Source organism: Streptomyces smaragdinus (assembly GCF_009604385.1).
GTDB lineage: Bacteria > Actinomycetota > Actinomycetes > Streptomycetales > Streptomycetaceae > Streptomyces > Streptomyces smaragdinus.
In genome coordinates this window covers 1-21,636 of sequence record NZ_WEGJ01000043.1, presented here as the reverse complement: position 1 = coordinate 21,636, position 21,636 = coordinate 1, and the positions used below count along the sequence as shown (strand labels likewise).

General features: G+C 71.0%; 23 protein-coding genes and 2 pseudogenes. 16 read left to right on the top strand and 9 right to left on the bottom strand.

Annotated elements, in window-relative coordinates; all coding sequences use genetic code 11:
• From SRB5_RS31090 to SRB5_RS31035, 12 genes are all read left to right on the top strand, one after another.
• The gene (locus SRB5_RS31090) at positions 1-894 is read left to right on the top strand and encodes an MlaE family ABC transporter permease (protein ID WP_153456810.1); all 894 of its coding nucleotides are present in this window, start codon (positions 1-3) and stop codon (positions 892-894) included.
• On the top strand, positions 891-2,171 hold the full coding sequence (locus SRB5_RS31085) for an MCE family protein (protein ID WP_153456809.1): 1,281 nt from the start codon (positions 891-893) through the stop codon (positions 2,169-2,171). Before SRB5_RS31090 ends, SRB5_RS31085 begins: the two co-directional genes overlap by 4 nt.
• Positions 2,168-3,205 (top strand): MCE family protein, encoded by a 1,038-nt coding sequence (locus SRB5_RS31080; RefSeq protein WP_153456808.1) that lies wholly within the window; start codon positions 2,168-2,170, stop codon positions 3,203-3,205. The genes SRB5_RS31085 and SRB5_RS31080 overlap by 4 nt, the downstream gene beginning before the upstream one ends.
• On the top strand, positions 3,202-4,230 hold the full coding sequence (locus SRB5_RS31075) for an MCE family protein (protein ID WP_153456807.1): 1,029 nt from the start codon (positions 3,202-3,204) through the stop codon (positions 4,228-4,230). Before SRB5_RS31080 ends, SRB5_RS31075 begins: the two co-directional genes overlap by 4 nt.
• Positions 4,230-5,417, top strand: coding sequence for an MCE family protein (locus tag SRB5_RS31070; protein WP_153456806.1), 1,188 nt, complete (start codon positions 4,230-4,232; stop codon positions 5,415-5,417). The genes SRB5_RS31075 and SRB5_RS31070 overlap by 1 nt, the downstream gene beginning before the upstream one ends.
• 35 nt (positions 5,418-5,452) lie before the next feature.
• On the top strand, positions 5,453-6,604 hold the full coding sequence (locus SRB5_RS31065; protein WP_153456843.1) for an MCE family protein: 1,152 nt from the start codon (positions 5,453-5,455) through the stop codon (positions 6,602-6,604).
• On the top strand, positions 6,601-7,869 hold the full coding sequence (locus SRB5_RS31060) for an MlaD family protein (protein ID WP_323378779.1): 1,269 nt from the start codon (positions 6,601-6,603) through the stop codon (positions 7,867-7,869). Before SRB5_RS31065 ends, SRB5_RS31060 begins: the two co-directional genes overlap by 4 nt.
• 101 nt (positions 7,870-7,970) lie before the next feature.
• Positions 7,971-8,657 carry a hypothetical protein gene (locus SRB5_RS31055; RefSeq protein WP_228390578.1) on the top strand — a complete coding sequence of 229 codons (687 nt, stop codon included), beginning with the start codon at positions 7,971-7,973 and terminating at the stop codon, positions 8,655-8,657.
• Positions 8,654-9,163, top strand: coding sequence for a hypothetical protein (locus tag SRB5_RS31050; RefSeq protein WP_228390577.1), 510 nt, complete (start codon positions 8,654-8,656; stop codon positions 9,161-9,163). Before SRB5_RS31055 ends, SRB5_RS31050 begins: the two co-directional genes overlap by 4 nt.
• Before the next feature lie 28 nt (positions 9,164-9,191).
• Positions 9,192-9,725 carry a hypothetical protein gene (locus SRB5_RS31045; protein WP_153456804.1) on the top strand — a complete coding sequence of 178 codons (534 nt, stop codon included), beginning with the start codon at positions 9,192-9,194 and terminating at the stop codon, positions 9,723-9,725.
• Between the two features lie 25 nt (positions 9,726-9,750).
• Positions 9,751-10,488, top strand: a complete 738-nt coding sequence (locus SRB5_RS31040) for a hypothetical protein (protein WP_153456803.1) — start codon at positions 9,751-9,753, stop codon at positions 10,486-10,488.
• 25 nt (positions 10,489-10,513) lie between these two features.
• A complete protein-coding gene (locus SRB5_RS31035; RefSeq protein WP_407704009.1) occupies positions 10,514-11,956 on the top strand; it encodes a lytic transglycosylase domain-containing protein in 1,443 nt (480 codons plus the stop codon).
• Between the two features lie 70 nt (positions 11,957-12,026).
• Here the strand turns inward: SRB5_RS31035 and SRB5_RS31030 are convergent, their stop codons facing one another.
• On the bottom strand, positions 12,027-13,043 hold the full coding sequence (locus tag SRB5_RS31030; protein ID WP_153456802.1) for a sigma-70 family RNA polymerase sigma factor: 1,017 nt from the start codon (positions 13,041-13,043) through the stop codon (positions 12,027-12,029).
• Between the two features lie 153 nt (positions 13,044-13,196).
• Here SRB5_RS31030 and SRB5_RS31025 point away from each other — a divergent pair, with 153 nt between their 5' ends.
• Complete coding sequence (locus SRB5_RS31025) at positions 13,197-13,724, top strand: GNAT family N-acetyltransferase (RefSeq protein WP_323378778.1); 528 nt, start codon at positions 13,197-13,199, stop codon at positions 13,722-13,724.
• Between the two features lie 67 nt (positions 13,725-13,791).
• On the opposite strand, the gene SRB5_RS31020 is transcribed toward SRB5_RS31025, so the two are convergent.
• From SRB5_RS31020 to SRB5_RS31000, 5 genes are all read right to left on the bottom strand, one after another.
• Positions 13,792-14,745 (bottom strand): NAD-dependent epimerase/dehydratase family protein, encoded by a 954-nt coding sequence (locus SRB5_RS31020; RefSeq protein ID WP_153456801.1) that lies wholly within the window; start codon positions 14,743-14,745, stop codon positions 13,792-13,794.
• A 5-nt stretch (positions 14,746-14,750) separates the two neighbouring features.
• Positions 14,751-15,245 carry an FBP domain-containing protein gene (locus tag SRB5_RS31015; protein ID WP_153456800.1) on the bottom strand — a complete coding sequence of 165 codons (495 nt, stop codon included), beginning with the start codon at positions 15,243-15,245 and terminating at the stop codon, positions 14,751-14,753.
• Positions 15,246-15,287: 42 nt separating this feature from the next.
• Positions 15,288-16,058 (bottom strand): dioxygenase family protein, encoded by a 771-nt coding sequence (locus SRB5_RS31010; RefSeq protein ID WP_153456799.1) that lies wholly within the window; start codon positions 16,056-16,058, stop codon positions 15,288-15,290.
• Between the two features lie 101 nt (positions 16,059-16,159).
• Positions 16,160-17,704, bottom strand: a complete 1,545-nt coding sequence (locus SRB5_RS31005; RefSeq protein WP_153456798.1) for an MFS transporter — start codon at positions 17,702-17,704, stop codon at positions 16,160-16,162.
• 66 nt (positions 17,705-17,770) lie between these two features.
• On the bottom strand, positions 17,771-18,412 hold the full coding sequence (locus tag SRB5_RS31000) for a TetR/AcrR family transcriptional regulator (protein ID WP_153456797.1): 642 nt from the start codon (positions 18,410-18,412) through the stop codon (positions 17,771-17,773).
• Positions 18,413-18,623: 211 nt separating this feature from the next.
• On the opposite strand from SRB5_RS31000, the gene SRB5_RS30995 reads away from it, so the two are divergent.
• Positions 18,624-19,055 (top strand): OsmC family peroxiredoxin, encoded by a 432-nt coding sequence (locus tag SRB5_RS30995; RefSeq protein ID WP_153456796.1) that lies wholly within the window; start codon positions 18,624-18,626, stop codon positions 19,053-19,055.
• A gap of 673 nt (positions 19,056-19,728) precedes the next feature.
• Positions 19,729-20,136 carry an RNA-binding S4 domain-containing protein gene (locus SRB5_RS30990; protein ID WP_153456795.1) on the top strand — a complete coding sequence of 136 codons (408 nt, stop codon included), beginning with the start codon at positions 19,729-19,731 and terminating at the stop codon, positions 20,134-20,136.
• An 89-nt stretch (positions 20,137-20,225) separates the two neighbouring features.
• On the opposite strand, the gene SRB5_RS30985 is transcribed toward SRB5_RS30990, so the two are convergent.
• The 3 genes and pseudogenes from SRB5_RS30985 to SRB5_RS30980 form a co-directional block, all read right to left on the bottom strand.
• Positions 20,226-20,738 (bottom strand): protein-tyrosine phosphatase family protein, encoded by a 513-nt coding sequence (locus SRB5_RS30985; protein WP_323378777.1) that lies wholly within the window; start codon positions 20,736-20,738, stop codon positions 20,226-20,228.
• A 69-nt stretch (positions 20,739-20,807) separates the two neighbouring features.
• Entirely contained in the window at positions 20,808-20,972 is a 165-nt protein-coding gene (locus tag SRB5_RS36025; RefSeq protein WP_194293081.1) for a hypothetical protein, read from the bottom strand.
• A 132-nt stretch (positions 20,973-21,104) separates the two neighbouring features.
• Positions 21,105-21,515 (bottom strand): annotated as a pseudogene (locus SRB5_RS30980) (P1 family peptidase); the annotation flags it as partial.
• On the opposite strand from SRB5_RS30980, the pseudogene SRB5_RS36830 reads away from it, so the two are divergent.
• Positions 21,501-21,636, top strand: a pseudogene (locus SRB5_RS36830) (elongation factor Tu); the annotation flags it as partial. The pseudogenes SRB5_RS30980 and SRB5_RS36830 overlap by 15 nt on opposite strands.

The following is a 21,636-nucleotide window of genomic DNA, read 5'->3' as shown; positions in this document are numbered from 1 at the left end:
ATGGCGCTTCTCGACCGCAAGCCCACCCCGGCCCCGGACCCGGAGTCCGGCCCGCCCGTCCCCGCGAAGCCGCAGCGGCCCCCGCTCCTCGACCGCTATCTCGGCTGGCTCGACGCGGCCGGCGACCAGCTGCTGTTCTATGTCCGCGCCCTGCTGTGGATCCCGCGCACCTTCCGCCGCTACATGAAGGAAGTGATGCGGCTGCTGTCGGAGGTCGCCTTCGGCAGCGGCGGTCTCGGCGTGATCGGCGGCACCATCGGCGTGATGTTCGCTATGACGCTGTTCACCGGCACCGTCGTCGGCCTCCAGGGCTACGCGGCGCTCGACCAGATCGGCACCGCGGCGTTCACCGGCTTCGTCTCCGCGTACTTCAACACCCGTGAGATCTCCCCGCTGGTGGCGGGCCTCGCGCTCTCCGCGACCGTCGGCGCCGGGTTCACCGCGCAGCTCGGCGCGATGCGGATCAACGAGGAGATCGACGCGCTGGAGTCGATGGCGGTGCGCTCCATGCCGTACCTCGTCTCGACCCGCATCATCGCCGGCGTCGTGGCGATCATCCCGCTGTACGGGATCGGGCTGCTCAGCTCCTTCCTGGCCTCGCGCACCGTGACGGTCGTCTTCAACGGCCAGTCCACCGGTACGTACGACCACTACTTCAATCTGTTCCTGTCGCCCACGGACGTGCTGCTGTCGATCGTCAAAGTGCTGATCTTCAGCGTGATGGTGATCCTCGCGCACTGCTACTACGGCTTCCGCGCCACCGGCGGTCCCGCCGGCGTGGGTGTGGCCGTGGGTCGCTCGGTGCGTACCGCGATCGTGCTGATCGCGGTCACCGACTTCTTCCTCAGCCTGGCGATCTGGGGCACCACGACGACCGTGAAGGTGGCCGGATGAGTACGCACACGCTCGGCCGCCGGGCCGCCGGACTGGTGTTCCTGCTGGTGCTGGCAGTGCTGGTCTGGCTGTCGGTGGCCATCTACGACAAGCAGTTCACCGACACCGTGACCGTGACCGTCGAGACCTCCAGCGTCGGCAACGAGATGCACCCCTACGCCGAGGTGAAGATGCGCGGCGTCGTCATCGGCGAGGTCCGCGAGATCGAGACCCGCGGCGGCGGGGAGGGCGCCCGGCTGGTGCTGGCGATGAAGCCGGACAAGGTGGGCTCGGTCCCGTCCGACGTACAGGCGCGGATGCTGCCGACCACGCTGTTCGGGGAGCGGTTCGTGTCCCTGGAGGTGCCGGAGGGCTCGTCCGCCGAGCCGCTGCGCGAGGGCAGCGTCATCCCGCAGGACCGCAGCGCCAACGCGATCGAGCTGGAGCAGGTCCTGGACCACTCGCTGCCGCTGCTCACCGCCGTAAAGCCGGAGAAGCTGTCCGCGACCCTGACGGCGATGTCCACGGCGCTCGACGGCCGCGGCGAGAAACTCGGCGACACGCTCGTCGAACTCGACAAGCACCTGAAGGAACTCAACCCGCACCTGCCGACCCTCAACGAGGACATCCGCCAGCTGGTCGAGTTCAGCCAGCTGTACGCGGACACGGCACCCGACATCATCGACGCCCTGCGCGACGCCACGCACACCAGCGCCACCATCGCCGAGCAGCGCGAGAACCTCGGCAGCCTGTACGGCGCGATGACGGGCGCCACCCAGAACCTCGACACCTTCCTGAAGCAGAACCGGGAGAACATCATCCGGCTCACCGGCGACAGCCGCGCGAGCGTCGAGCTCCTGGCCCGCTACTCGCCCGCCTTCGGCTGCACGCTGCGCACCATGGCCGACTTCGTGCCGGTGATGGACAAGGCGCTCGGCAAGGGCACGAACAAACCGGGCCTGCACATCAACGTCGAGGTCCGGCCCGCGCGCGGCAAGTACGTCCCCGGCAAGGACACCCCCCGCTACACCGCCGGCGGCGGACCCAAGTGCTACGGCGTGCCCTACACCGGCAAGCCCAGCACCCGCGCCGCGAACACCGCGGAGCAGACCGCGGCGACCCTCACGACCACCACCACCGTCCCGGACGGGCTCGGCCTGCCCAACTCGCCGGAGGAGAACGAGCTGGTGAACGAACTGCTGGCGGCCGGCATGAAGCAGCGGCCCCAGGACCTGCCCGACTGGTCGAGCCTGCTGGCCGGCCCGGCGTTCCGCGGGGCGGAGGTGACGGTCGAATGAGCGCGCACAGCCGCGGCATCGGCGGACCCCTCGTCAAATCCGCGATCTTCGTGCTGGTGACCGTCCTGGCCACCACCGCACTGGCGTTCAGCATCGCCAACACCGGCGTCGGGGACACCGACACCTACCGGGCCCGCTTCACCAACGCCACCGGCCTGATCAGCGGCGACAGCGTCCGTATCGCCGGGGTGAAGGTCGGCGAGGTCGAATCCATCAAGATCGTCGACCGGCGTTACGCACAGGTCGAGTTCACCCTCCGCAAGGGCCGTACGCTCCCCGCGTCGTCCACCGCGTCGATCAAGTACCTCAACATGGTCGGCCAGCGGTACGTCGAACTCGCCCAGGGCGACGGACCGATGAACAAGACCCTCACGCCCGGCACCGAGATCCCGCTGGCGCGCACCCAGCCCGCCCTGGACCTCACCCAGCTGTTCAACGGCTTCCAGCCGCTGTTCGCCGGACTCTCCCCGCAGGACACCAACAAGCTCGCCGGTGAGATCGTCCAGGTACTCCAGGGCGAGGGCTCCACCGTGGAGTCACTGGTGCGCACCGTCGGCTCGCTGACATCGACGCTCGCCACCAAGGACCAGGTGATCGGGCAGGTCATCGACAACCTCACCCAGGTCGTCGACACCGTCAACAACCGGCAGACCGAGTTCAACGACCTGCTGGTCACCCTCCAGGAGCTGGTCTCCGGCTTCGCCGACGACCGCGAGCCGCTGGGCGACGCCATCCAGGCGATGAGCGACCTGACGGTGAGCACGGCCGGCCTGGTCGACGAGGGCCGCGCCCCGCTGAAGAACGACATCCATCAGCTCGGCCGGCTCACCGACACCCTCGGCGACAACATCGTGCCGCTGGAGAACTTCCTGACCAAGACGCCGCAGAAGATGAACGCGATCGCCCGGCTCTCGTCCTACGGCTCCTGGTTCAACCTGTATCTCTGCGAGGCCAACGTGAGCGGAGTGTCGACGACCGACGGAAGCGAGCCGTCCACCGGCATCGCCATCACCCAGCCGAGGTGCACGCGATGAGACTCCCGCACCTCAAACCCATCCGCGAACGCAACCAGGTCGCCGTCGCCCTCGTCGGTCTCCTCGTCGTCGCGCTGATCTCCCTCGCCGCGTACCGGGCGGACGCGCTGCCGTTCGTCGGGAGCAACGGCACCACGTACACGGCGGACTTCAAGGAGTCCGCGGGCCTGAAGTCCGGTGACGAGGTACGTATCGCCGGCGTCAAGACCGGCGAGGTCACCGGCGTCGCGCTGGACGGTCCGAAGGTGAAGGTGACCTTCGAGGTCGAAGACGCCTGGGTCGGCGACTCCAGCACCGTGGGCATCGCCATCAAGACGCTGCTGGGCGAGAAGTTCCTGGCCCTGGAGCCGCGCGGCTCCGTCCGCCAGGACCCCGGCAGCCGCATCCCGATGTCCCGCACCACCTCCCCGTACGACGTGACGGCCGCCCTGCAGGATCTGGCCGGCACCGTCGGGGAGCTGGACACCGGGGAACTGGAGAAGAGCTTCCAGACGATCTCCGACACCTTCCGCAACACCCCGCCGCACGTGAAGAAGGCGGCGGAGGGACTCGCGGACCTGTCCCGGACCGTCTCCACCCGGGACGCCGAACTGGCCCGGCTGCTGTCCGGCAGCAACCAGGTCACGGCCACCCTCAAGGATCAGAACGAGACGTTCCAGACCCTCCTCACCGACGGCAACCTGCTGCTGGCGGAGATCAGCAGCAGGCGCGCCGCCATCCACTCGCTGTTCACCGGCACCCGCGATCTGGGCACCGAGCTCGAGGGTCTGGTCAGCGACAACGAGAAGCAGCTCGGCCCGACGCTCGACGCGCTCACCCGGGTCACCGACGTACTGGAACGCAACGAGAAGAACCTCGACAAGGTGCTGGCCGCCGTCGGCCCGTACTACCGGCTCGTCGGCAACAGCCTCGGCAACGGCCGCTGGTTCGACAGCTACATCTGCGGGCTGGTGCCCAAGAATTACGCGCCCAACGGCGTCCCGGACACCGGCTGCATGCCGCCCAAGCAGAAGGGAGCCCGGTGATGGCGCAGGCCACGACCGTGCGAGCGCGGCTGCGCGACGCCGCCGGCGGCTTCACCGCGCACCGCCGGATCATCGGGGTGCTGCTGGTCCTCGCGCTGCTGATCGCCGCCGGGGTCACCTGGGGCGTGAGCGCCCTGGCCCGGAACGACGGACGCGAGATCACCGCGTACTTCAGCTCCGGCGTCGGCGTCTACCCCGGCTCCGAGCTGAAGATCCTCGGCGTCGCCGTCGGCACCGTCGACTCGATCGAGCCGCAGGGCGAGAAGGTCAAGGTCACCATGACCCTGGACGACGGGGTGCAGGTCCCCGCGGACGTCAACGCCGTCGTCATCTCCCCGAGCGTCGTCTCCGGCCGCTACGTCCAGCTCACCCCCGCGTACGAGAGCGGACCCGAGCTGAAGGCCGGCGCGAAGATCCCGGTGGAGCGCACCGCGACACCGGTGGAGATCGACGAGCTGTACGCGTCGATCACCGAGCTCACCGACGCCCTCGGCCCGGGCGGCGCCAACGTCAACGGGGCGCTCAGCGACCTCATCGACACCGGCGCCGAGAACCTGAAGGGTAACGGCAAGGAGATGGCCGACAGCATCGAGGCGTTCGGCGACGCCACCGCGACCCTCTCCGGACGCAGCGAGCAACTCTTCGGCACCATCCGCAACCTGCAGTCCTTCACCACGATGCTGAAGAACAACGACACCCAGGTCTCCACCGCCGAGCAGCAGCTCAGCGACGTCATGGGCTTCCTGGCGCAGGACAAGACGGAGCTGGCCGAGGCGCTGCGCCAGCTCGGCGACGCGCTCGGCCGGGTCGAGACGTTCGTCAAGGACAACCGCGGCAAGCTCAAGCTCAACGTCGACCGGCTCGCCCAGATCACCGGGAAGCTGGTGGAGAACCGGGCGTCGTTCGCCGAGTTCATGGACGTGGCGCCGCTGGCCGCGGACAACTTCCTCAAGGCGTACGACCCCAACAGCCGCACCATCGACGGCCGCGGCAACCTCAACGAGATCAGCATGGGCGGACCGCTGTTCGAGCCGACCGGCACCGAGGGTCTCGCCCCGGTGTCCGCCGCGGAGCAGAAGTCCCTGCCGCCGCTGCCGCTGCCGACAGTCGGCGACGTCTACGGCACGCCCGGCTCGGCGGAGAAGACCGACGGGCAGTCCACGGAGAAGAAGGGAGGCGGGCAGTGAGACGCGACACCAAGACCGCACTCATCGGTGTGGCCCTGCTGGCGCTGCTGGCCTCCCCGCTGCCGCTGGTCCTGGCGTTCGGCGACGGCGCGCCCGAGTTCACCGGCATCCAGGACCTGCCGCTGCCCGGCGGCGCCGACCTCGGCGACCACCCGCACGAGATCACCGCCGAGTTCGGCAACGTACAGAGCCTGGTGCCGCAGTCGTCGGTGAAGGTCAACGACGTCGCCGTGGGCCGCGTCACCGACATCGACCTCGCCGACGACGGCTGGACCGCGCTGGTCACCATGAAGGTCAACGGCGACGTGGACCTGCCCGACGGCGCGTATGCCCGGATCGAGCAGTCCAGCCTGCTGGGCGAGAAATACGTCCAGCTGATCCCGCCGCCCGAGGAGCAGCAGGTCGACGCGCAGCCGGCCGCCGCCACCATCGCCACCACCCAGCAGGACGTGGACATCCCCCTGGCCCACACCAACCGCAACCCCGAGGTCGAGGAGGTCTTCGGCGCCCTGTCGATGCTCCTCAACGGCGGCGGCATCGAGCAGCTGCGCACCATCTCGCAGGAGCTCAACAAGGCTCTCGGCGGCAACGAACCGCAGGTCCGCTCGATGCTCAAGCAGGTCGACACCCTGATGAAGAGCCTGGACGGCAACAAACAGGCCATCACCGACGCCCTCGACGGCGTCAACCGGCTCTCCGCCACCCTCGCCACCCGCAAGACCGAGATCGGTGACGTGATCACCGGGATGAGTCCCGGCATGAAGGTGCTGGAGCAGCAGCGCGGCTCGCTGATGACGATGCTGCGATCGCTCAACGACCTGTCCGACACCGCCGTCGACACCATCGACCGGAGCAAGGAGGACATGGTCGCCGACCTCAAGTCGATCGGCGTCATCCTGAAGAACCTGGCCGACGCCGGTGAGGCCCTGCCCGCGTCGCTCCAGGTGCTGCTCACCTATCCGTTCACCGACGAGGTGCTCACCGGGGTCAAGGGCGACTACCTCAACGTGTATCTGAAGCTCACCGCGGCGCCCGGCACACAGATCATGCCGCCGATCGCCGAGGACCCGATCCAGGTGGCTCCATGGGAGCAGCAGACCTCGGTCGGCGGAGTCAGCACCCAGTCGGAGTCGCTGCCGCTGCCGCTGCCCTCCACCGACGACAGCCAGGGAGGTGGCCGGTCGTGATCACGCGCGCCGTCGTCGTCAAGAACCTCGCCTTCCTCGTCGTCGCCGTCCTGGTGCTCGGCTTCATCGGAGTCCGGTACGCCGATGTGGGACGGCTCGTCGGGGTCAGGGACTACTACACCGTCAGCGTCGAACTGCCCCGGACCGGTGGTCTGTTCACGCACTCCGAGGTCACCTATCGTGGGGTCGCCGTCGGCCGGGTCGGGCCGATCGAGCTCACCGACCACGGGGTGGAGGCCGAGCTGCGGATCAACGACTCCGCCCCCGTCATCCCCGCCGACCTCGACGCGGTGGTGGCCAGCTACTCGGCGGTGGGCGAGCAGTACATCGACCTGCGGCCCAAGACCGAGGGCGCCCCCTATCTGGAGGACGGCGCGGTCATCGCCGAGCAGGCCACCAGCGTGCCCGCCCCGGTCACCAACATGCTGAGCAGCATCGACACCTTCGCCACGTCCGTCGACACGGAGAACCTGCGCACGGTCGTCGACGAACTCGGCACCGCCTTCAACGGGCAGAGCCAGAACCTCCAGCAGCTGCTCGACACCGGCAGCGAGTTCGTCCGGGCGGCGGACGCGGCCCTGCCGTACAGCACCAAGCTGATGATCGACGGCAAGACCGTACTGATCACCCAGAACCAGGCCGGTCAGGCGCTGCAGTCCTTCGCCGACGGCGCCGCGCAGTTCGCCGAGCAGCTCCGGGACTCCGACGCCGACATCCGGGAGATCATCACCACCGGACCCAAGGCCGCCAAGCAGGTCACGGGCGTGCTGCGGGATCTGGACCCCTCCTTGAGCGTGCTGCTGGCGAACCTCCTCACCACGTCCGAGGTCGCGGTGAGCCGGCAGGACGGCATCGAACAGATCCTGGTCCGGTTGCCGCAGGTCACCGCGGCCGGGTCGACGGCCATCAACAACTCCGGTGCCCGCTTCGGTATGGCGCTGACCTTCTTCGACCCGCTGCCGTGCACCGCCGGCTACGGGGCGACGAAGTACCGCAACGGCCTGAACACCGACACCGCGCCACCGCTCAACACGGCTGCCCGCTGCACCTCGCCGGCGAGCTCGGGCATCAACGTCCGCGGCTCCGCCAACGCGCCGCGCGGCGGACCGGTGCCGAAGCCGGCCGAGCCGGGTTCGGGGCTGGCCGACGACCGGGCGGACACGCTGAGCACGGCGGACACCGGCAGCCCGCTGCCGGGGGCGCTGAAGCTGCCGGCGCTGCCGGACGGCGGGCCGGACGACATGGCGGGGCTGCTCGGGCTGTGAGTGCCGGGGTTGTGAGGGCCGGGGTTGTGAGTGCTCGGGCTGTGAGGGCTCGGGCCGTGCGGCCGGGGCCGTGAGGGAGCCGGGAATGAGGGAGCGACGAGATGGCGGATAAGCGCGGCGGCACGGCCGTCGAACCCGAGGCCGTCGGACCGGAGGCCGAGGAGCCGGAGGCGGCCGAGGCGACCCCGGGCGCGGTCGAGGAGGCCGGGCCCGGGGAGCCCGCGGGGGCCGGGGAGTCCCGGGAGCCCGGGGCGGACGCTCCCGCGGCTGCCGCGCGCCGCCGTACGCTGCCGCGCGCCGCCTTCGCGCTGCTCGTCGCCGCCGTGCTCGCCTTCGCCGGCTTCGCGGCGACGACGTACGCGGACGCCGCCGGTGACGACGACCTGGCGTTCGCCCGGGACCGGGACCGGGTGCTGGCGGCCGGACGCGAGCACATCGCCCGGGTCAACAGCATCGACGCCAAGAACGCCGACGCCGGGTTCGCCGGCTGGCTGGACGCCACCACGGGCCCGCTGCACGACGACCTCAAGCGCCAGCGCGACACCGGCGCCGCCGCGCTGAAGCGGTCCGGCAAGGTGGCCCGCGCCACCGTCACCGAGGCCGCCGTCATCGACCTCGACACCCGCGCCGGGACCGCGAAGGTCATCGCCAGCGTACGGATCGAGCTGAGCGGCGGCACGGACGCGCCGGCCACCGACCGCAAGCGGTTCGAGGCGGCGCTGGAGGACACCGGCGACGGCTGGAAGCTGCGCTCGCTCACCGCGATCACCGTCGAGGAGGCGTCATGACGGGCCGCCGCCGTATCGGGTGGATCACGGGCTGGACGGTGCTCGCCGTGCTGGTGCTGGGCAGCGCCGGCCTGCTGATCCGGGCCGGACAGCTCACCGGCACGGCCGCCGCGAAGAACCGGGCGCTGACCGACTCCGCCGCGACGAGCACCGTGACGGGTGCCGTCAGCGACACCCTGACGCGGATCTTCTCGTACTCCCCGAAGAGCACCGACACCACCGAGGCCGCCGCCGCCGACCGGCTCGACGGCAAGGCCAAGAAGCAGTACACGGACCTCTTCGCCCAGGTGAAACAGCGCGTGGCCGAGCAGAAGCTGACGCTCACCACGCATGTCGTACGGGCCGGGGCGGTCCGGCTCGAGGACGGCGAGGCCACCGTGCTCGTCTTCCTGGACCAGGTCACCGAACGCACCGGCGCCGAACCGACGTCCGTCGCCGCGCAGCTGTCGGTGACCGCGAAAGAACACGACGGCCAGTGGCTCATCACCGACATGAAGTCCCGCTGACCGCACCCGAACCGAGAGGCAGACCCCGATGAGGCTCACGAAGAACCCGCTGCTCCTCGCGGCCCTCGTGCTGGCCGTGCTCGCGGCGGCGGCCGCCCTCTGGTCCGGCACGTCCTGGTACGCGGCGGCACAGGACTCCGACGCCGACTTCGCCCGCAGCCGCGACGACGCGGTGAGCGCCGCCCGGCAGGGGGTGCAGAACCTCAACACCCTGGACTACCGGAAGATCGACGAGGGCCTGGCCAACTGGGAGGAGTCCGCGACCGGCGCGCTGCTCGAGCAGCTGAAGGGCGGCCGGGACGCGTTCAAGAAGTCCGTGGGCGAGGCGAAGACGGTCACCACCGCCAAGGTGTTCTCCGCCGCGCTGACCGAACTCAACGAGCGCGAGGGCAAGGCGAACGTGATGGTCGCCGTACGGATCACCGTGACCCCGGCCGAGGGGAAACCGCAGGCCAAGCAGAGCCGGATGCTCGGCGAGCTGACCCGCACCCCGGACGGCTGGAAGCTCAGCGCCCTGGCCCAGGCACCCGTGGGGAACACGGGCAGCCCGGCCGGGAACTGAGCGAGGAAGACGAGAGGACGCCGCCATGTCGACCACCCGCCATCTGATCAACCGCCGCCGGCGGGCAGCCGCCGCGACGGAGACCCCGCCCACCCGGGCCAAGTCCACGACGACGACCACCGCCGCCGATCCGGTACGGGCCAAGCGCCCCGGGCCGGTACGGACCGTGAAGGTACAGCCCAAACCCCGGCCGCAGCAGACCGAGGACAAGCCGTCCCCCACCAAGTCCCGCCCCCCGGCGCCTTCGGCCCGCCGCGGCCTGCGGCTGCCGATCGTGCTCGGTGTCCTCACCGTGCTCCTCGGCGGCTTCGCCGCCTTCGCCACGGTCCGGACCTCCGAGGCCGGGGACGCGGGGAGCGGCAACGCGGCGCTCACCGACGCCGCCCTCACCAGCGAGGTCAAGGGCGGTGTGACGGAGGCGGTGAACGCCGTGTTCTCCGTCGACTACGCCGACACCGGCAAGAACGAGGCCGCCGCCCAGAAGTACCTCACCGGCACGGCGGTCGAGCAGCACCAGACGATGCTCGCCGAGGTCAAGGCCCAGGCGGCGAAGAAGAAGCTGGTCCTCACCACCACCGTCACCGACGTGGGCGTCGAATCCCTCCAGGGCGAGCGGGCCCGGGTGCTGGTCTTCGCGGACCAGCGCAACACCGGTACGGACAAGAAGGAGGAGACGACGTACGGCGCGGCGATGCTCGCCGTCGACACGGTACGGACGGACGGCGTGTGGAAGATCGCGAACATCGAGACCTTCACCCGCTGAGCGGGCCGGACGGAGGAACGCGACAATGAGCCTGTTTCACAGGCGGCCCCGGAAGGAGTGGGCGACCGGCGACGAGTTCGCCGAGTGGCTGGGGGAGACGACCGGGCCCGAGGACGATCCGTGGGGCGGCACGGCGACGGACACGCCCGAGCGCGGTGAGGAACTCGCGGACGACGGGAAGGACTCGTACGGGGAACCCGCGGACGACGACGAGACCGTCGTGGCGAACCACCCCCGTGGCAAGGTCCGGCGCGGCTCCACCCGCGCGGCCATCGCGGCCGTGGCGATGGTGGCGCTGACCGCCTCCCAGGCGCCGGGACTGGCCGACACGCCCCGGCCGAAGCCGCGGGTGGCCGACCTCCCGCCGGGCCAGCCCACCGACACCAACTACCACACCGAGCTGCCGCCGTTGGCCGCCGCCGACCCCACCACCGGCCGGCCGGCCGCCCCGCAGCTGACGATCGGCGAGCAGCAGGGCATCCCGGCCACGGTGCTGGCGGCGTACAAACACGCCGAGCGGAAACTCCGCGGCTCCGACCCCGGCTGCCGGCTGCCGTGGGAGCTGCTGGCCGCGATCGGCAAGGTGGAATCCGGCCACGCCCAGGGCGGCCGGGTAGACGCCAACGGCACGACCAGGGCCGTCATCCTCGGCCCGATGCTCACCGGCGAGGAGTTCGCGCGGATCACCGACACCGACGACGGACTGCTCGACGGCGACAAGGTGTGGGACCGGGCCGTGGGCCCGATGCAGTTCATCCCCTCGACGTGGGCCCGCTGGGGCGCCGACGGCAACGGCGACGGCCAGGCCAACCCGAACAACGTGTACGACGCCGCCCTGGCCGCCGGGCAGTACCTGTGCGCCGGGCAGCGGAATCTGTCGGTGTCCGACCAGCTGAACGCGGCGATCCTCAGCTACAACAACTCCAACACATACCTGGCGACCGTCCTGTCCTGGCTGGCCTTCTACCGCAGCGGCGTCCACTCGGTCCCCGACGGCCTCGGCGTCCTGCCGACGTCCCCGGGCGCGGGCAATCCGAAGACGGAGGAGTCGGGCGACTACAACGGCGACGGCAAGAAGGACCCGGGCATCATCATCGGCCCCCAGCCGTCACCGTCGCCGACGCCCCCGTCGACGGGCGGCAACCCGCTCCCCGGCCTGCCTCCTGACTCGCAGCCCCCGACGGATGATCCGACGGACCCCACGGAGGACCCGACGACGGATCCGACTGACCCGACGGAGGACCCGACGGACCCGACCGAGGACCCCACGACGGATCCGACGGACGATCCCACCGAGGACCCGACCACGGACCCCACGACCGACCCGACCGAGGACCCGACCACCGATCCCACGACCGATCCGACCGAGGACCCCGTCACGACCGACCCGACCGCGGATCCCTGCGTGGACCCGGCCGACCCGGCCTGCGCGACGACGGACCCCGGGGGCGAGCCCCCCTCGCCGTGACGCGGACAGAAGAGTGCCCTCGGCGCCTGGGGGGGGAGTAGGCACCGAGGGCGGTCTATGGGACGGGGTCTTACGCTGCCGCGTCGAACCCCGTGCTGTGGGCGAGCTTCTTCAGCTCGACCAGCGCGTGCTTCTCGATCTGACGGATCCGCTCGCGGGTCAGCCCGTGCTGCTTGCCGACCTCCGTCAGCGTCCGCTCACGTCCGTCGTCTATACCGTAACGCGCCTTGATGATCGATGCCGTCCGAGGCTCCAGCCGGCCGATCAGATCGTCCAGCTCCTCCCGGCGCAGCATCACCAGCACGGACGACTCCGGCGACTCGGCGCCGGTGTCCTCCAGCAGGTCACCGAACTGGGTCTCGCCCTCATCGTCCACCGACATGTTCAGCGACACGGGATCCCGCGCCCAGTCCAGCACGTCCGTCACCCGCTCGGGCGTCGACCCGAGCTCCGTGGCGACCTCCGCCGGCTCCGGATCGCGTCCGTGCTCACGGTTGAACTCCCGCTGCACCCGGCGGATCCGGCCCAGCTCCTCCACCAGATGGACGGGAAGCCGGATGGTCCGGGACTGGTCGGCGATCGATCGCGTGATGGCCTGACGGATCCACCACGTGGCGTACGTGGAAAACTTGAATCCCTTGGAGTAGTCGAACTTCTCCACGGCCCGGACCAGACCCGCGTTGCCCTCCTGGATCAGGTCCAGCAGCGGCAGCCCGCTGCGCGGATAGCGCCGGGCCACGGCGACCACGAGCCGCAGATTCGACCGGATGAACAGATCCTTCGCCCGCTCCCCGGAGCGCACCAGCGTCTCCAGCTCCTCACGCGTGGCCGTGGCGGAAGCGGAGCCCTTGTCTCCCGGCTCCACATCGCCCGCCAGCAGCCGCTCGGCGAACACCCCGGCCTCGATGGCGAGGGACAGCTCGACCTCCTTGGCGGCGTCCAGCAGCGGAGTGCGGGCTATCTCGTCCAGGTACATACCGACCAGGTCGCGGTCCGCGATCTCACCGGTCGCACGAGCGCTCCTTGCCCGGCCCGTCGCGCCTGTGTCCGAGGCGGCGGGACGGCGGGCGACGACACGAGTAGCCATGCGTGCTCCCTAACGCGAAGAGATAACGATCAGACACCTGGTGGGTGCCCGTTTCATTGCTTCCAACGTTGGGAATCCGGACAGAATTCCCAAGAGGTACGTCGATTTTTGAGATCTTGCAGTATCCTGCGCGGCGCACGATAGGCTGCCGCCGTGGACGAGACCCCAGAGGTGCAGGTCAGACCGGGAACCGAGGCGGATCTCACGGCCCTCACCAGCATCTACAACCACTACGTGCGAGAGACGGCCGTCACCTTCGACATCGAGCCGATCACCCCCGAACAGCGGCGTCCGTGGCTGCTCTCCCATCCTGAAGACGGTCCGCATCGCCTGAAGGTTGCCTGTGAGACGGGTTCGGGCCGGATTGTGGGCTACGCCACCTCAAGCCCGTTCCGCCCCAAACAGGCGTACGCGACCTCGGTCGAGGTGAGTGTGTACCTGTCGGCCGACGCGGGCGGCCGGGGGACGGGCTCGCTGCTGTACGAGGCCCTGTTCGCGGATCTGCGCGGGGAGGACGTGCACCGGGCGTACGCCGGGATCGCGCTGCCGAACGAGGCGTCGGTGCGGCTGCACCAGCGCTTCGGGTTCACGTATCTGGGGACGTACCGCGAGGTCGGGCGGAAGTTCGGCCGGTACTGGGATGTGGCCTGGTACGAGAAGCCGCTCGGCCCTGCGGACTAGCACCTCAGCCGGTTCCGGCGCCGCTCGGCCCCGTCCAGCGCCCCCGGCATGGACAAGAGCGGGGTCTTCAGGCCCCGGCCAGGGCGGCCCGCTCCTCCTCCGCCGTGAAGCCCACCCCGAGCGGCGGCTCGCCCCGGTCGCGGTCCCAGGCCAGGACGTCCGCCGCCGTCCGTACGAGCGGGGTGGCCGTCAGGCCCGCGGCGCGGGCGCGGGCCGCCGAGCGGCGGAACATCGGCCACTTCTCCTCCGGCCGTACGAGGGGGAAGAAACGCGGCGCCGCGTCCGCCCGTACCGGCACCAGCTCCGGCTCCGGCGTGGTCCCGGCCGCCGCCGCGCAAGCCGCGATCAGCTCGGCGAGGGTGACGGGGTCGGCGGGGCCGTTCGCGTTGAAGGCGCCGGGGCGCTCGTCGGCGATCAGGCGCAGGACCAGGCGGGCCAGGTCCCGTACGTCCACGACCTGCACCGGCTGCTCGGGCCGCCCCGGCAGCGCGATGCGCCCGCCGTGTGCGGCCCGGCGGACCCAGTAGGTGAAGCCGTGCTGGTTGTCGTACGGCCCCGCGACGACCCCCGGTCGTACGAACGTCGCCCGCTCCCCGTACCGGGCCCGGATGTCGTCCTCGCACGCGACCTTCAGCGGCCCGTACGTGTCCCCGCCGATCTCCTCCGTGCCCCGCTCGGGCGCGAGGCGCGGGGTGTCCTCGCCGGCGCCCGGCGTGGCCCCGTACACGGCCTGGCTGGAGACGAACAGATACCGCCCCACCCGCGAGCCGAGGGCGTCCATCGCCCGGCCCACCTGACTGGGCACGTACCCGGAGACGTCGACCACGGCGTCCCAGGAGCCGTCCGCCAGCGCGGCGTAGTCGCCGGTGTCGCGGTCGCCGATGAGCCGGGGGACGCCCGGGAAGAGGTCCGTCCCCGTCCGTCCGCGCCCGAAGAGCGTGACGTCCGCGCCGTCCGCCAGGGCCGTCTCCGCGATCGTGCGGCCGATGAACTCCGTACCGCCCAGGATCAGGATCCGCATGCGCCTCACGCCTCGTGGAGCTTCGTCACGAACTCCGCCAGGCGGGCCGTCAGCCGGTCGACCTTCTCGTCCAGCGTCAGCGTCTCCTCGGGGCGGTCGGGGCCGACCGTCTTCTTGCCGCGGAGGTAGAGGGAGCAGGCCAGGTCCGTGCAGAGATGGAGGCCCGCCGAGTTGCCGTCGCGGCCCGACTTGCCGACCTTGCGGGCCGTCAGGAGGGACACGCCGTTGCCGGGGTGGGTGGTGAGGCAGAGGGTGCACATGTTGCGCTGGAGGAAGCCGCGCTGGATACGGGGGAAGCGGAACGCGATGCCCGTCAGGGCGCCCTCGTGGTGGGCGACCAGATAGCTGCGGTCGGGGGCGCCCGGATCGCGCCAGCCCAGGAAGTCGAGGTCGTCCCACGGGAGGTCGGAGAGATCCCGGGGGACGGCCAGCCGCTTGGCCTCGCCCTTGGAGACGTTGATGAAGGACGCGCGTATCTCGGGCTCGGTCAGTGGGTGCATGGTGTCGACATTAGGCGGGGCGGGTTCGTCCGGGCGAATCGTTTACCCGAGCTGGATCGACCGCTTCGCCAGCCCCAGCCAGAACCCGTCGATCACGCTCCGCTGCGTGTCCAGCTCCGCCTCCGCAGCCCCCAGGGTGACGAACAGCGGCGCGAAGTGCTCGGTGCGCGGATGGGCGAGCCGCCCGGCGGGGGACTTGTGCTCGAAGTCCAGCAGCGCGTCCAGATCACGGGCGGCGAGCGCCTCGCTGCCCCACGCGTCGAACTCCGTCGACCACGCCGGCGGGGTGGGGCCCGCGTGGCGGAGGGCGGCGAGGTTGTGCGTGAAGAAGCCGCTGCCGACGATCAGCACGCCCTCGTCCCGCAGCGGCGCCAGCTTGCGGCCGATCTCCATCAGGCGCTCGGGGTCCAGGGTGGGCATGGAGATCTGGAGCACGGGGATGTCGGCGTCGGGGTACATCTCGACCAGGGGTACGTACGCGCCGTGGTCCAGCCCCCGGTCGGGGATGTCCTGCGTCGCGGAGCCGGGGCCGTGCAGCAGCGCCCGTACGGAGGCGGCGAGCGCGGGGGCGCCGGGGGCCTCGTAGCGGACGGAGTAGTAGTGCTCGGGGAAGCCCCAGAAGTCGTACACCAGCGGCACGGTCGTCGTGGCGCCGATGGCGAGGGGGGCCTCCTCCCAGTGCGCGGAGACGACGAGGATCGCCGAGGGGCGGGGGAGGTCGCGGGACCAGGCGGCGAGCTGGCCGGGCCAGACGGGGTCGTCGGCCAGGGGCGGGGCGCCGTGGGAGAGGTAGATCGCGGGCATGGTGGGCATGGTCGGCTCCCTGATGTTGAGACCTCAACCATACCGGAAGGCGAAGGGCCCCGCCCGTACCGGAGTACGAACGGGGCCCGTGAACCCTGCGCCCGGTGGTGTCAGTGCATGGCCACCAGCGGGGCGTCCGCCTGCTCCTCCGCGTCGGCCTTGCCGCCCGCGGTGGCGACGGTGGAACGGCCGCCGCCGGGCCGCCCGGCGTTGACGAAGGTGAACGCGATGGTCGCGGAGACCACCAGGATGCCGACCGCCCACCAGATCGCCGTCGAGTAGCCGTGCACGGCGGCGGCGTTCGCGAAGGCCTGCTTGCCCAGCGTCCCCGCCTCGCTGCCGTGCGAGGTCACCCAGGAGGTGGTGGCCGAGGCGGCGATGGTGTTCAGCAGCGCCGTACCGATGGCGCCGCCGACCTGCTGCGAGGTGTTGACCATCGCGGAGGCGACACCGGCGTCACGCGTCTCGACGCCGTACGTGGCCAGGGACATCGCCGGCATGAACGCCGTACCCATACCGAGGCCCATCAGCAGCATGCCGGGCGCCAGCAGCCCCCAGTACGAGCTGTCGACCGAGATCTGCGACAGCACCAGCATGCCGGCCGCCGCGGTCAGGAACCCGGGCGCCATCAGCGCGCGCGCCGGGAGCCGCAGCATCAGGCGGGCGCCGATCTGGGTGGAGCCCGTGATCATGCCGACGATCATCGGCAGGAAGGCGAAGCCGGTCTTCAGCGCGCTGAACTCCTTCACCACCTGCAGATAGAAGGTGAGGAAGAGGAACAGGCCGAACATCGCGATGACGGCGAGACCGAGGGAGAGGTAGACACCGCCGCGGTTGCGGTCGACGAGTACCCGCAGCGGGAGCAGCGGGGCCTTGGCCTTGGACTCCCAGCCGACGAACGAGGCCAGCAGCACGACGGACGCGACGAACATCGTCACCGTGATGCTGTCGCTCCAGCCGTGCGACTCGGCGCGGGTGAACCCGTACACGAGGGAGACCAGACCGGTCGTCGACAGGATGACGCCGGGGATGTCGAGCGGGGAGCGGTTGCGGCTGCCCGCCGGGTCGTTGATGTACGCCAGGGCGCCGAGGACGGCGACGACGGCGAAGGGGATGTTGACGAAGAACGTCCAGCGCCAGTTCAGGAACTCGGTCAGCGCGCCGCCCAGGATCAGGCCGAGCGCGCCGCCACCGCCGGCGATGGCGCCGTAGATGCCGAACGCCTTCGCGCGCTCCTTGCCGTCCGTGAAGAGCACGGCCAGCAGCGACAGCGCGGCGGGGGCGAGCAGCGCGCCGAACGCGCCCTGCAGGGCGCGGGAGGCGAACAGCATTTCCTGGCCGGTGGCGGCGCCGCCCAGCGCGGAGGCGCCGGCGAAGCCGATGAGGCCGGTGATGAACGTGCGCTTGCGGCCCCAGATGTCGGCGATGCGGCCGCCGAAGAGCAGCAGACCGCCGAAGGCCAGGGCGTACGCGGTGATGACCCACTGGCGGTTGCCGTCGGAGATGCCGAGGTCCGTCTGGGCGGTGGGCAGGGCGATGTTCACGATGGTCGCGTCGAGGACGACCATCAGCTGGGCCACGGCGATGAACGCCAGGGCCTTCCAGCGGGTCGGATCGGGCTGCTTGAGGGCAGCCTCGGGCAGGGCTGAGGACATACGGGTGCTACCTCACTGGGTGCAGGGTGTTGTTTTCGGGCGTTTGTGGTGCTTTTTTGACGCTCGTTACATGGGCTCGCACCGTTGCGGAGCCAGGTCCTCGAGCGTCGCGGCCTTGCCGGGCAGCTCGGACCGTGCGGGGGTCTCGAGGCCGTCGAGGAAGAGCTGGAGGTGTCGGTGGACGTACCGGTCGAAGTCGACGCAGCCGGTGCCGGGCAGGGGCCGGGACAGCTGGGTCACGGCCACCATCAGGTCGCCGACGGCGATGTCGGCGCGCAGGCGGCCGGCCGTGCGGGCGGCGTCCATGATGTGTTCGATGGCGGAGTTCAGCCGGTCGCGGGTGGCGAGGACGTCCGGGGCGGTCTTGTCGAAGCCGCCGGAGAGCAGCGGACACAGGGAGCTGATCCGCTCGTCGGCCGCGCGGTGCACGAAGCGCCGCAGGGCGTCGAACGGGTCCGCCTCCTCGGCCAGGGCCGTCTCCGCCTCGTCGGCGATGTGGTCCATGGAGGAGAGGGTGACCTGGTGGATCAGGTCCCGGCGGTCGCTGAAGTGGCGGTAGACCGTCGCGTTGCCGACGCCGGCGCGGCGGGCGATCTCGTCCATGGAGACGTCGGCGCCGTGCTCGACGAACGCGGTCCGCGCCGCGTCGACGATCCGGGCGCGGTTGCGCTCGGCGTCGGCGCGGAGGTGGCGCTGGGTGCCGATCATCGGGGCCGTCCCTTCTCCGTTCGCGATCCGGGGAGTCGTTCCCCGTTTCGCCGTACGAGGGTCTAAACGGGGAAAGGGTCCCCGGATATTTCCGGGCGTCCGAGTGACGTGAGTCACGCGGTTCGGGGGGCCCGGCGGGGGGTGGGTCCACGGAGGGCGATAGCTTGAGTGCGTACAGCGCATATCACTCGTTTCCCTACCGGAGGCTCTGATGGCAACCACGCGTACCGCGAAGACGCACTGGGAAGGCAACCTTCTCGAGGGCAAGGGCACGGTCGCCCTGGAGTCCTCAAAGGTCGGCACGTACGACGTCAGCTGGCCGGCGCGGTCGGCGGAGCCGGGCGGGAAGACGTCGCCGGAGGAGCTGATCGCGGCGGCTCACTCGTCGTGCTACTCGATGGCGTTCAGCCACGGCCTCGCCGGCAAGGGCTACACGGTGGAGACGGTGGACACGCAGGCGGACGTCACGTTCCAGCCGGGCGAGGGGATCACGGGGATCGCGCTGACGGTGTCGGCGAAGGTCCCGGGCCTCTCGGAGGAGGACTTCCAGGCGGCGGCGGCGGACGCGAAGGCGAACTGCCCCGTGAGTCAGGCCCTCGCGGGGGTCAAGAACATCACCCTCACGGCGACGCTGCTCCCCTGACGGGGGCGGACGGTTCGGGGGCTCCGCCCCCGGACCCCCGCCGTCGGCGCTGCGCGCCTCGGCCTCAAGCGCCGGCCGGGCTGGGAACGGATCCTGTTTCGTCCTTGGCCTGCGGCCGGGCAGTCGGCGCTGCGCGCCTTGGCCTCAAGCGCCGGCCGGGCTGGGGGTGGGACTCGTGTCCCGCTCTCGGCCTGCGGCCAGGCAGTGCTGGCGCTGCGCGCCTCGGCCTCAAGCGCCGGCCGGGCTGGGGGTGGGACTCGTGTCCCGCTCTCGGCCTGCGGCCAGGCAGTGCTGGCGCTGCGCGCCGTGGCCTCAAGCGCCGGTCGGGCTGGAATGGTGCTCGTGTTTGGCGATCGGCCTGCGGTTGGGCTGGAACTGGTGCTTACGCTTCGCGATCGGCCTGCGGTCGGACTGGATGGCGAAGAGCGCCGACGATGAAACGCAAGCCACTCCCAGCCCGGCCGGCGTTTGAGGCCAAGGCGCGCAGCGCCGGCTCTGCCCGGCTGCAGGCCAGGGACGAAACAGGATCCGTTCCTAGCCCGGCCGGCGCTTGAGGCCGAGGCGCGCAGCGCCGACGACGGGGGCCGGGGGCGGCGCCCCGAGGCGGGGCAGGGGGGAGCCCCACCGTGCAATCCCCTCGGCCCCCGAGCGGGGCCGGACTACCATCGACCCCATGACCGAAGGCGCAGCCACCGCACGAGTAGACGCCTGGGTATGGGCCGTCCGTCTGACCAAGACCCGCGCGATGGCCTCGACCGCCTGCCGAGCAGGCCACGTCAAGGTCAACGGCGAACGCGTCAAGCCCGCCCAGCCCGTGAAACCCGGCGACGAGGTCCGCGTCTTCCATGCCGGCCGCGAGCGCAAGGTCGTCGTCTCGCGGGTCATCCGCAAACGCGTCGGCCCCACCGTCGCCGCAGAGTGCTACGTCGACCACTCACCCCCGCCCCCGCCCCGCGCGGAGATCCCCGTGATCGCCGTCCGCGACCGAGGCGCCGGCCGCCCCACAAAACGCGACCGCCGCGACCTCGAACGCCTCCGCGGCGAAACGGGCACCGCCCCCACCCGCAAACCGAGCCGCTGACGCCCGGGGGCAGCCCCCGGAGAAACCTCACGCAGCCGCAGCCGCAGCCGGAGCCGCAGTCCGCGGGGCTCCCGGAGAAGGCAGCCGGCCTACGCCGGCTCCCCGAGCGCACTCAGCTCCCGCGCGATCGCGAGTCCCGTATCGAGGTACTGCACGAAGTAGTGATTGTTCAGCGCCCACGGCGACCGCCGCTGACGGATCATCGAGATCGCGGCCCCCGGCTCATACCCCAGCCCCACCATCGCCTGCGCGATGACCAGCCCCGACCGGTTGTACCCCGAGTGACAACGCACGAGCACGAGCCGCCCCGCCCGCTGCGCGGCCGCAGCGACCCGCCCCAGCTCCATCACCTGATCGATCTGCTCCGCGGTGAGCAGATCGTCGGGCATCTCCACCGCATGATGCTCCACCCCGGCCGCGGGCCCGTACCCCTGTCCCGAGGCCAGACTCATCACCAGGTCGAACTCCCGGTCCGCGACCACGGGCTGCAGCTCGCCCAGCGCGTCCGTCCAGTACTGGCCGCCCATCCATAGTCCGGGGATGATCTCGTCCCACGGCGATTCCGGTCCGGGCACGCTCCGGCTGCGTCGGATTCTCTTCACGGCGTCCCTCCCCGAGACCCCCAACGCATGGGCGTCGCCGGTGAGTTCCTGCCGGAGGGAGGATGTCCGTCAGTCGACGTGATGCGGCGGCTTCTCGTCCAGGAAGCGGGCCAGATCGGCCGCGCTGTTCCCGGTGGACGCCGGCCGCTCGCCCCAGCCCTCGTCGGTGTCGTCGGACGACGTCCGGGTCAGGGGATCGTCGAAGACCAGCGGATTCTTGGCGGCGTCGCTCATACGTCCAGCCTACCGGCCCGCCCGATTCGCCCCGGATCCCGCTCGTGCCCCGACCCCCGCACCCGCCCCCGACCCCACTCGGATCCCGCACTCCCGCTCAGGCCCCGGCTCCCGCACCCGTCACGATCCCCCTCACCCCCCGTACAGCTCCCGATACGACGGGAACACGCCACCCGGCGTATCCACCCCCTCCGCCGCCAGCACCGCCCGCACCACCGACCGCGTCAGCACATCCGCCCCGGCAGCGAGGACCTCGTTCAGTGCCCCCGCCTCGAGGTGAACGGAGAACGCCGCATCCGCCCCCTCCGCCACCAGCGCCCGCTCCCCGGTGGCCAGCGCGAACACGGTGTCCCCGTCCGACAGCAGATGCACCGGCCGAATGGCCCGCGCCAGCCCGTCGTGCGCGGTCCCCGCCAGCTTCTGCGCCTGCGCGGGCCCGAGCACCGCATCCGTCGCCACCACCGCCAGCGTGGTGTTCAACGGCGGCCTGCCGGACGCCGCAAACCGCACCGCACTCTCCTCCACCGCAGCAGCCATAAGGCGCTCGAGGGCGACAAGGAGTGGGGCCAGACGGTCCTGGACCTGATGGCGGCCGTGGACGAGTCCATCCCGCAGCCTGAGCGTGACGTCGACAAGCCGTTCCTGATGCCGATCGAGGACGTCT

Coding starts and splice junctions, on each gene's coding strand:
- SRB5_RS31090 (WP_153456810.1), top strand. CDS start 1: ATGGCGCTTCTCGACCGCAAGCCCACCCCGGCCCCGGACCCGGAGTCC.
- SRB5_RS31035 (WP_407704009.1), top strand. CDS start 10,514: ATGAGCCTGTTTCACAGGCGGCCCCGGAAGGAGTGGGCGACCGGCGAC.
- SRB5_RS31050 (WP_228390577.1), top strand. CDS start 8,654: ATGACGGGCCGCCGCCGTATCGGGTGGATCACGGGCTGGACGGTGCTC.
- SRB5_RS36025 (WP_194293081.1), bottom strand. CDS start 20,972: ATGAGCGACGCCGCCAAGAATCCGCTGGTCTTCGACGATCCCCTGACC.
- SRB5_RS31000 (WP_153456797.1), bottom strand. CDS start 18,412: ATGATCGGCACCCAGCGCCACCTCCGCGCCGACGCCGAGCGCAACCGC.
- SRB5_RS31020 (WP_153456801.1), bottom strand. CDS start 14,745: ATGCGGATCCTGATCCTGGGCGGTACGGAGTTCATCGGCCGCACGATC.
- SRB5_RS31075 (WP_153456807.1), top strand. CDS start 3,202: ATGAGACTCCCGCACCTCAAACCCATCCGCGAACGCAACCAGGTCGCC.
- SRB5_RS30990 (WP_153456795.1), top strand. CDS start 19,729: ATGACCGAAGGCGCAGCCACCGCACGAGTAGACGCCTGGGTATGGGCC.
- SRB5_RS31085 (WP_153456809.1), top strand. CDS start 891: ATGAGTACGCACACGCTCGGCCGCCGGGCCGCCGGACTGGTGTTCCTG.
- SRB5_RS30995 (WP_153456796.1), top strand. CDS start 18,624: ATGGCAACCACGCGTACCGCGAAGACGCACTGGGAAGGCAACCTTCTC.
- SRB5_RS31030 (WP_153456802.1), bottom strand. CDS start 13,043: ATGGCTACTCGTGTCGTCGCCCGCCGTCCCGCCGCCTCGGACACAGGC.
- SRB5_RS31055 (WP_228390578.1), top strand. CDS start 7,971: ATGGCGGATAAGCGCGGCGGCACGGCCGTCGAACCCGAGGCCGTCGGA.
- SRB5_RS31010 (WP_153456799.1), bottom strand. CDS start 16,058: ATGCCCACCATGCCCGCGATCTACCTCTCCCACGGCGCCCCGCCCCTG.
- SRB5_RS31015 (WP_153456800.1), bottom strand. CDS start 15,245: ATGCACCCACTGACCGAGCCCGAGATACGCGCGTCCTTCATCAACGTC.
- SRB5_RS31040 (WP_153456803.1), top strand. CDS start 9,751: ATGTCGACCACCCGCCATCTGATCAACCGCCGCCGGCGGGCAGCCGCC.
- SRB5_RS31080 (WP_153456808.1), top strand. CDS start 2,168: ATGAGCGCGCACAGCCGCGGCATCGGCGGACCCCTCGTCAAATCCGCG.
- SRB5_RS31070 (WP_153456806.1), top strand. CDS start 4,230: ATGGCGCAGGCCACGACCGTGCGAGCGCGGCTGCGCGACGCCGCCGGC.
- SRB5_RS31045 (WP_153456804.1), top strand. CDS start 9,192: ATGAGGCTCACGAAGAACCCGCTGCTCCTCGCGGCCCTCGTGCTGGCC.
- SRB5_RS31005 (WP_153456798.1), bottom strand. CDS start 17,704: ATGTCCTCAGCCCTGCCCGAGGCTGCCCTCAAGCAGCCCGATCCGACC.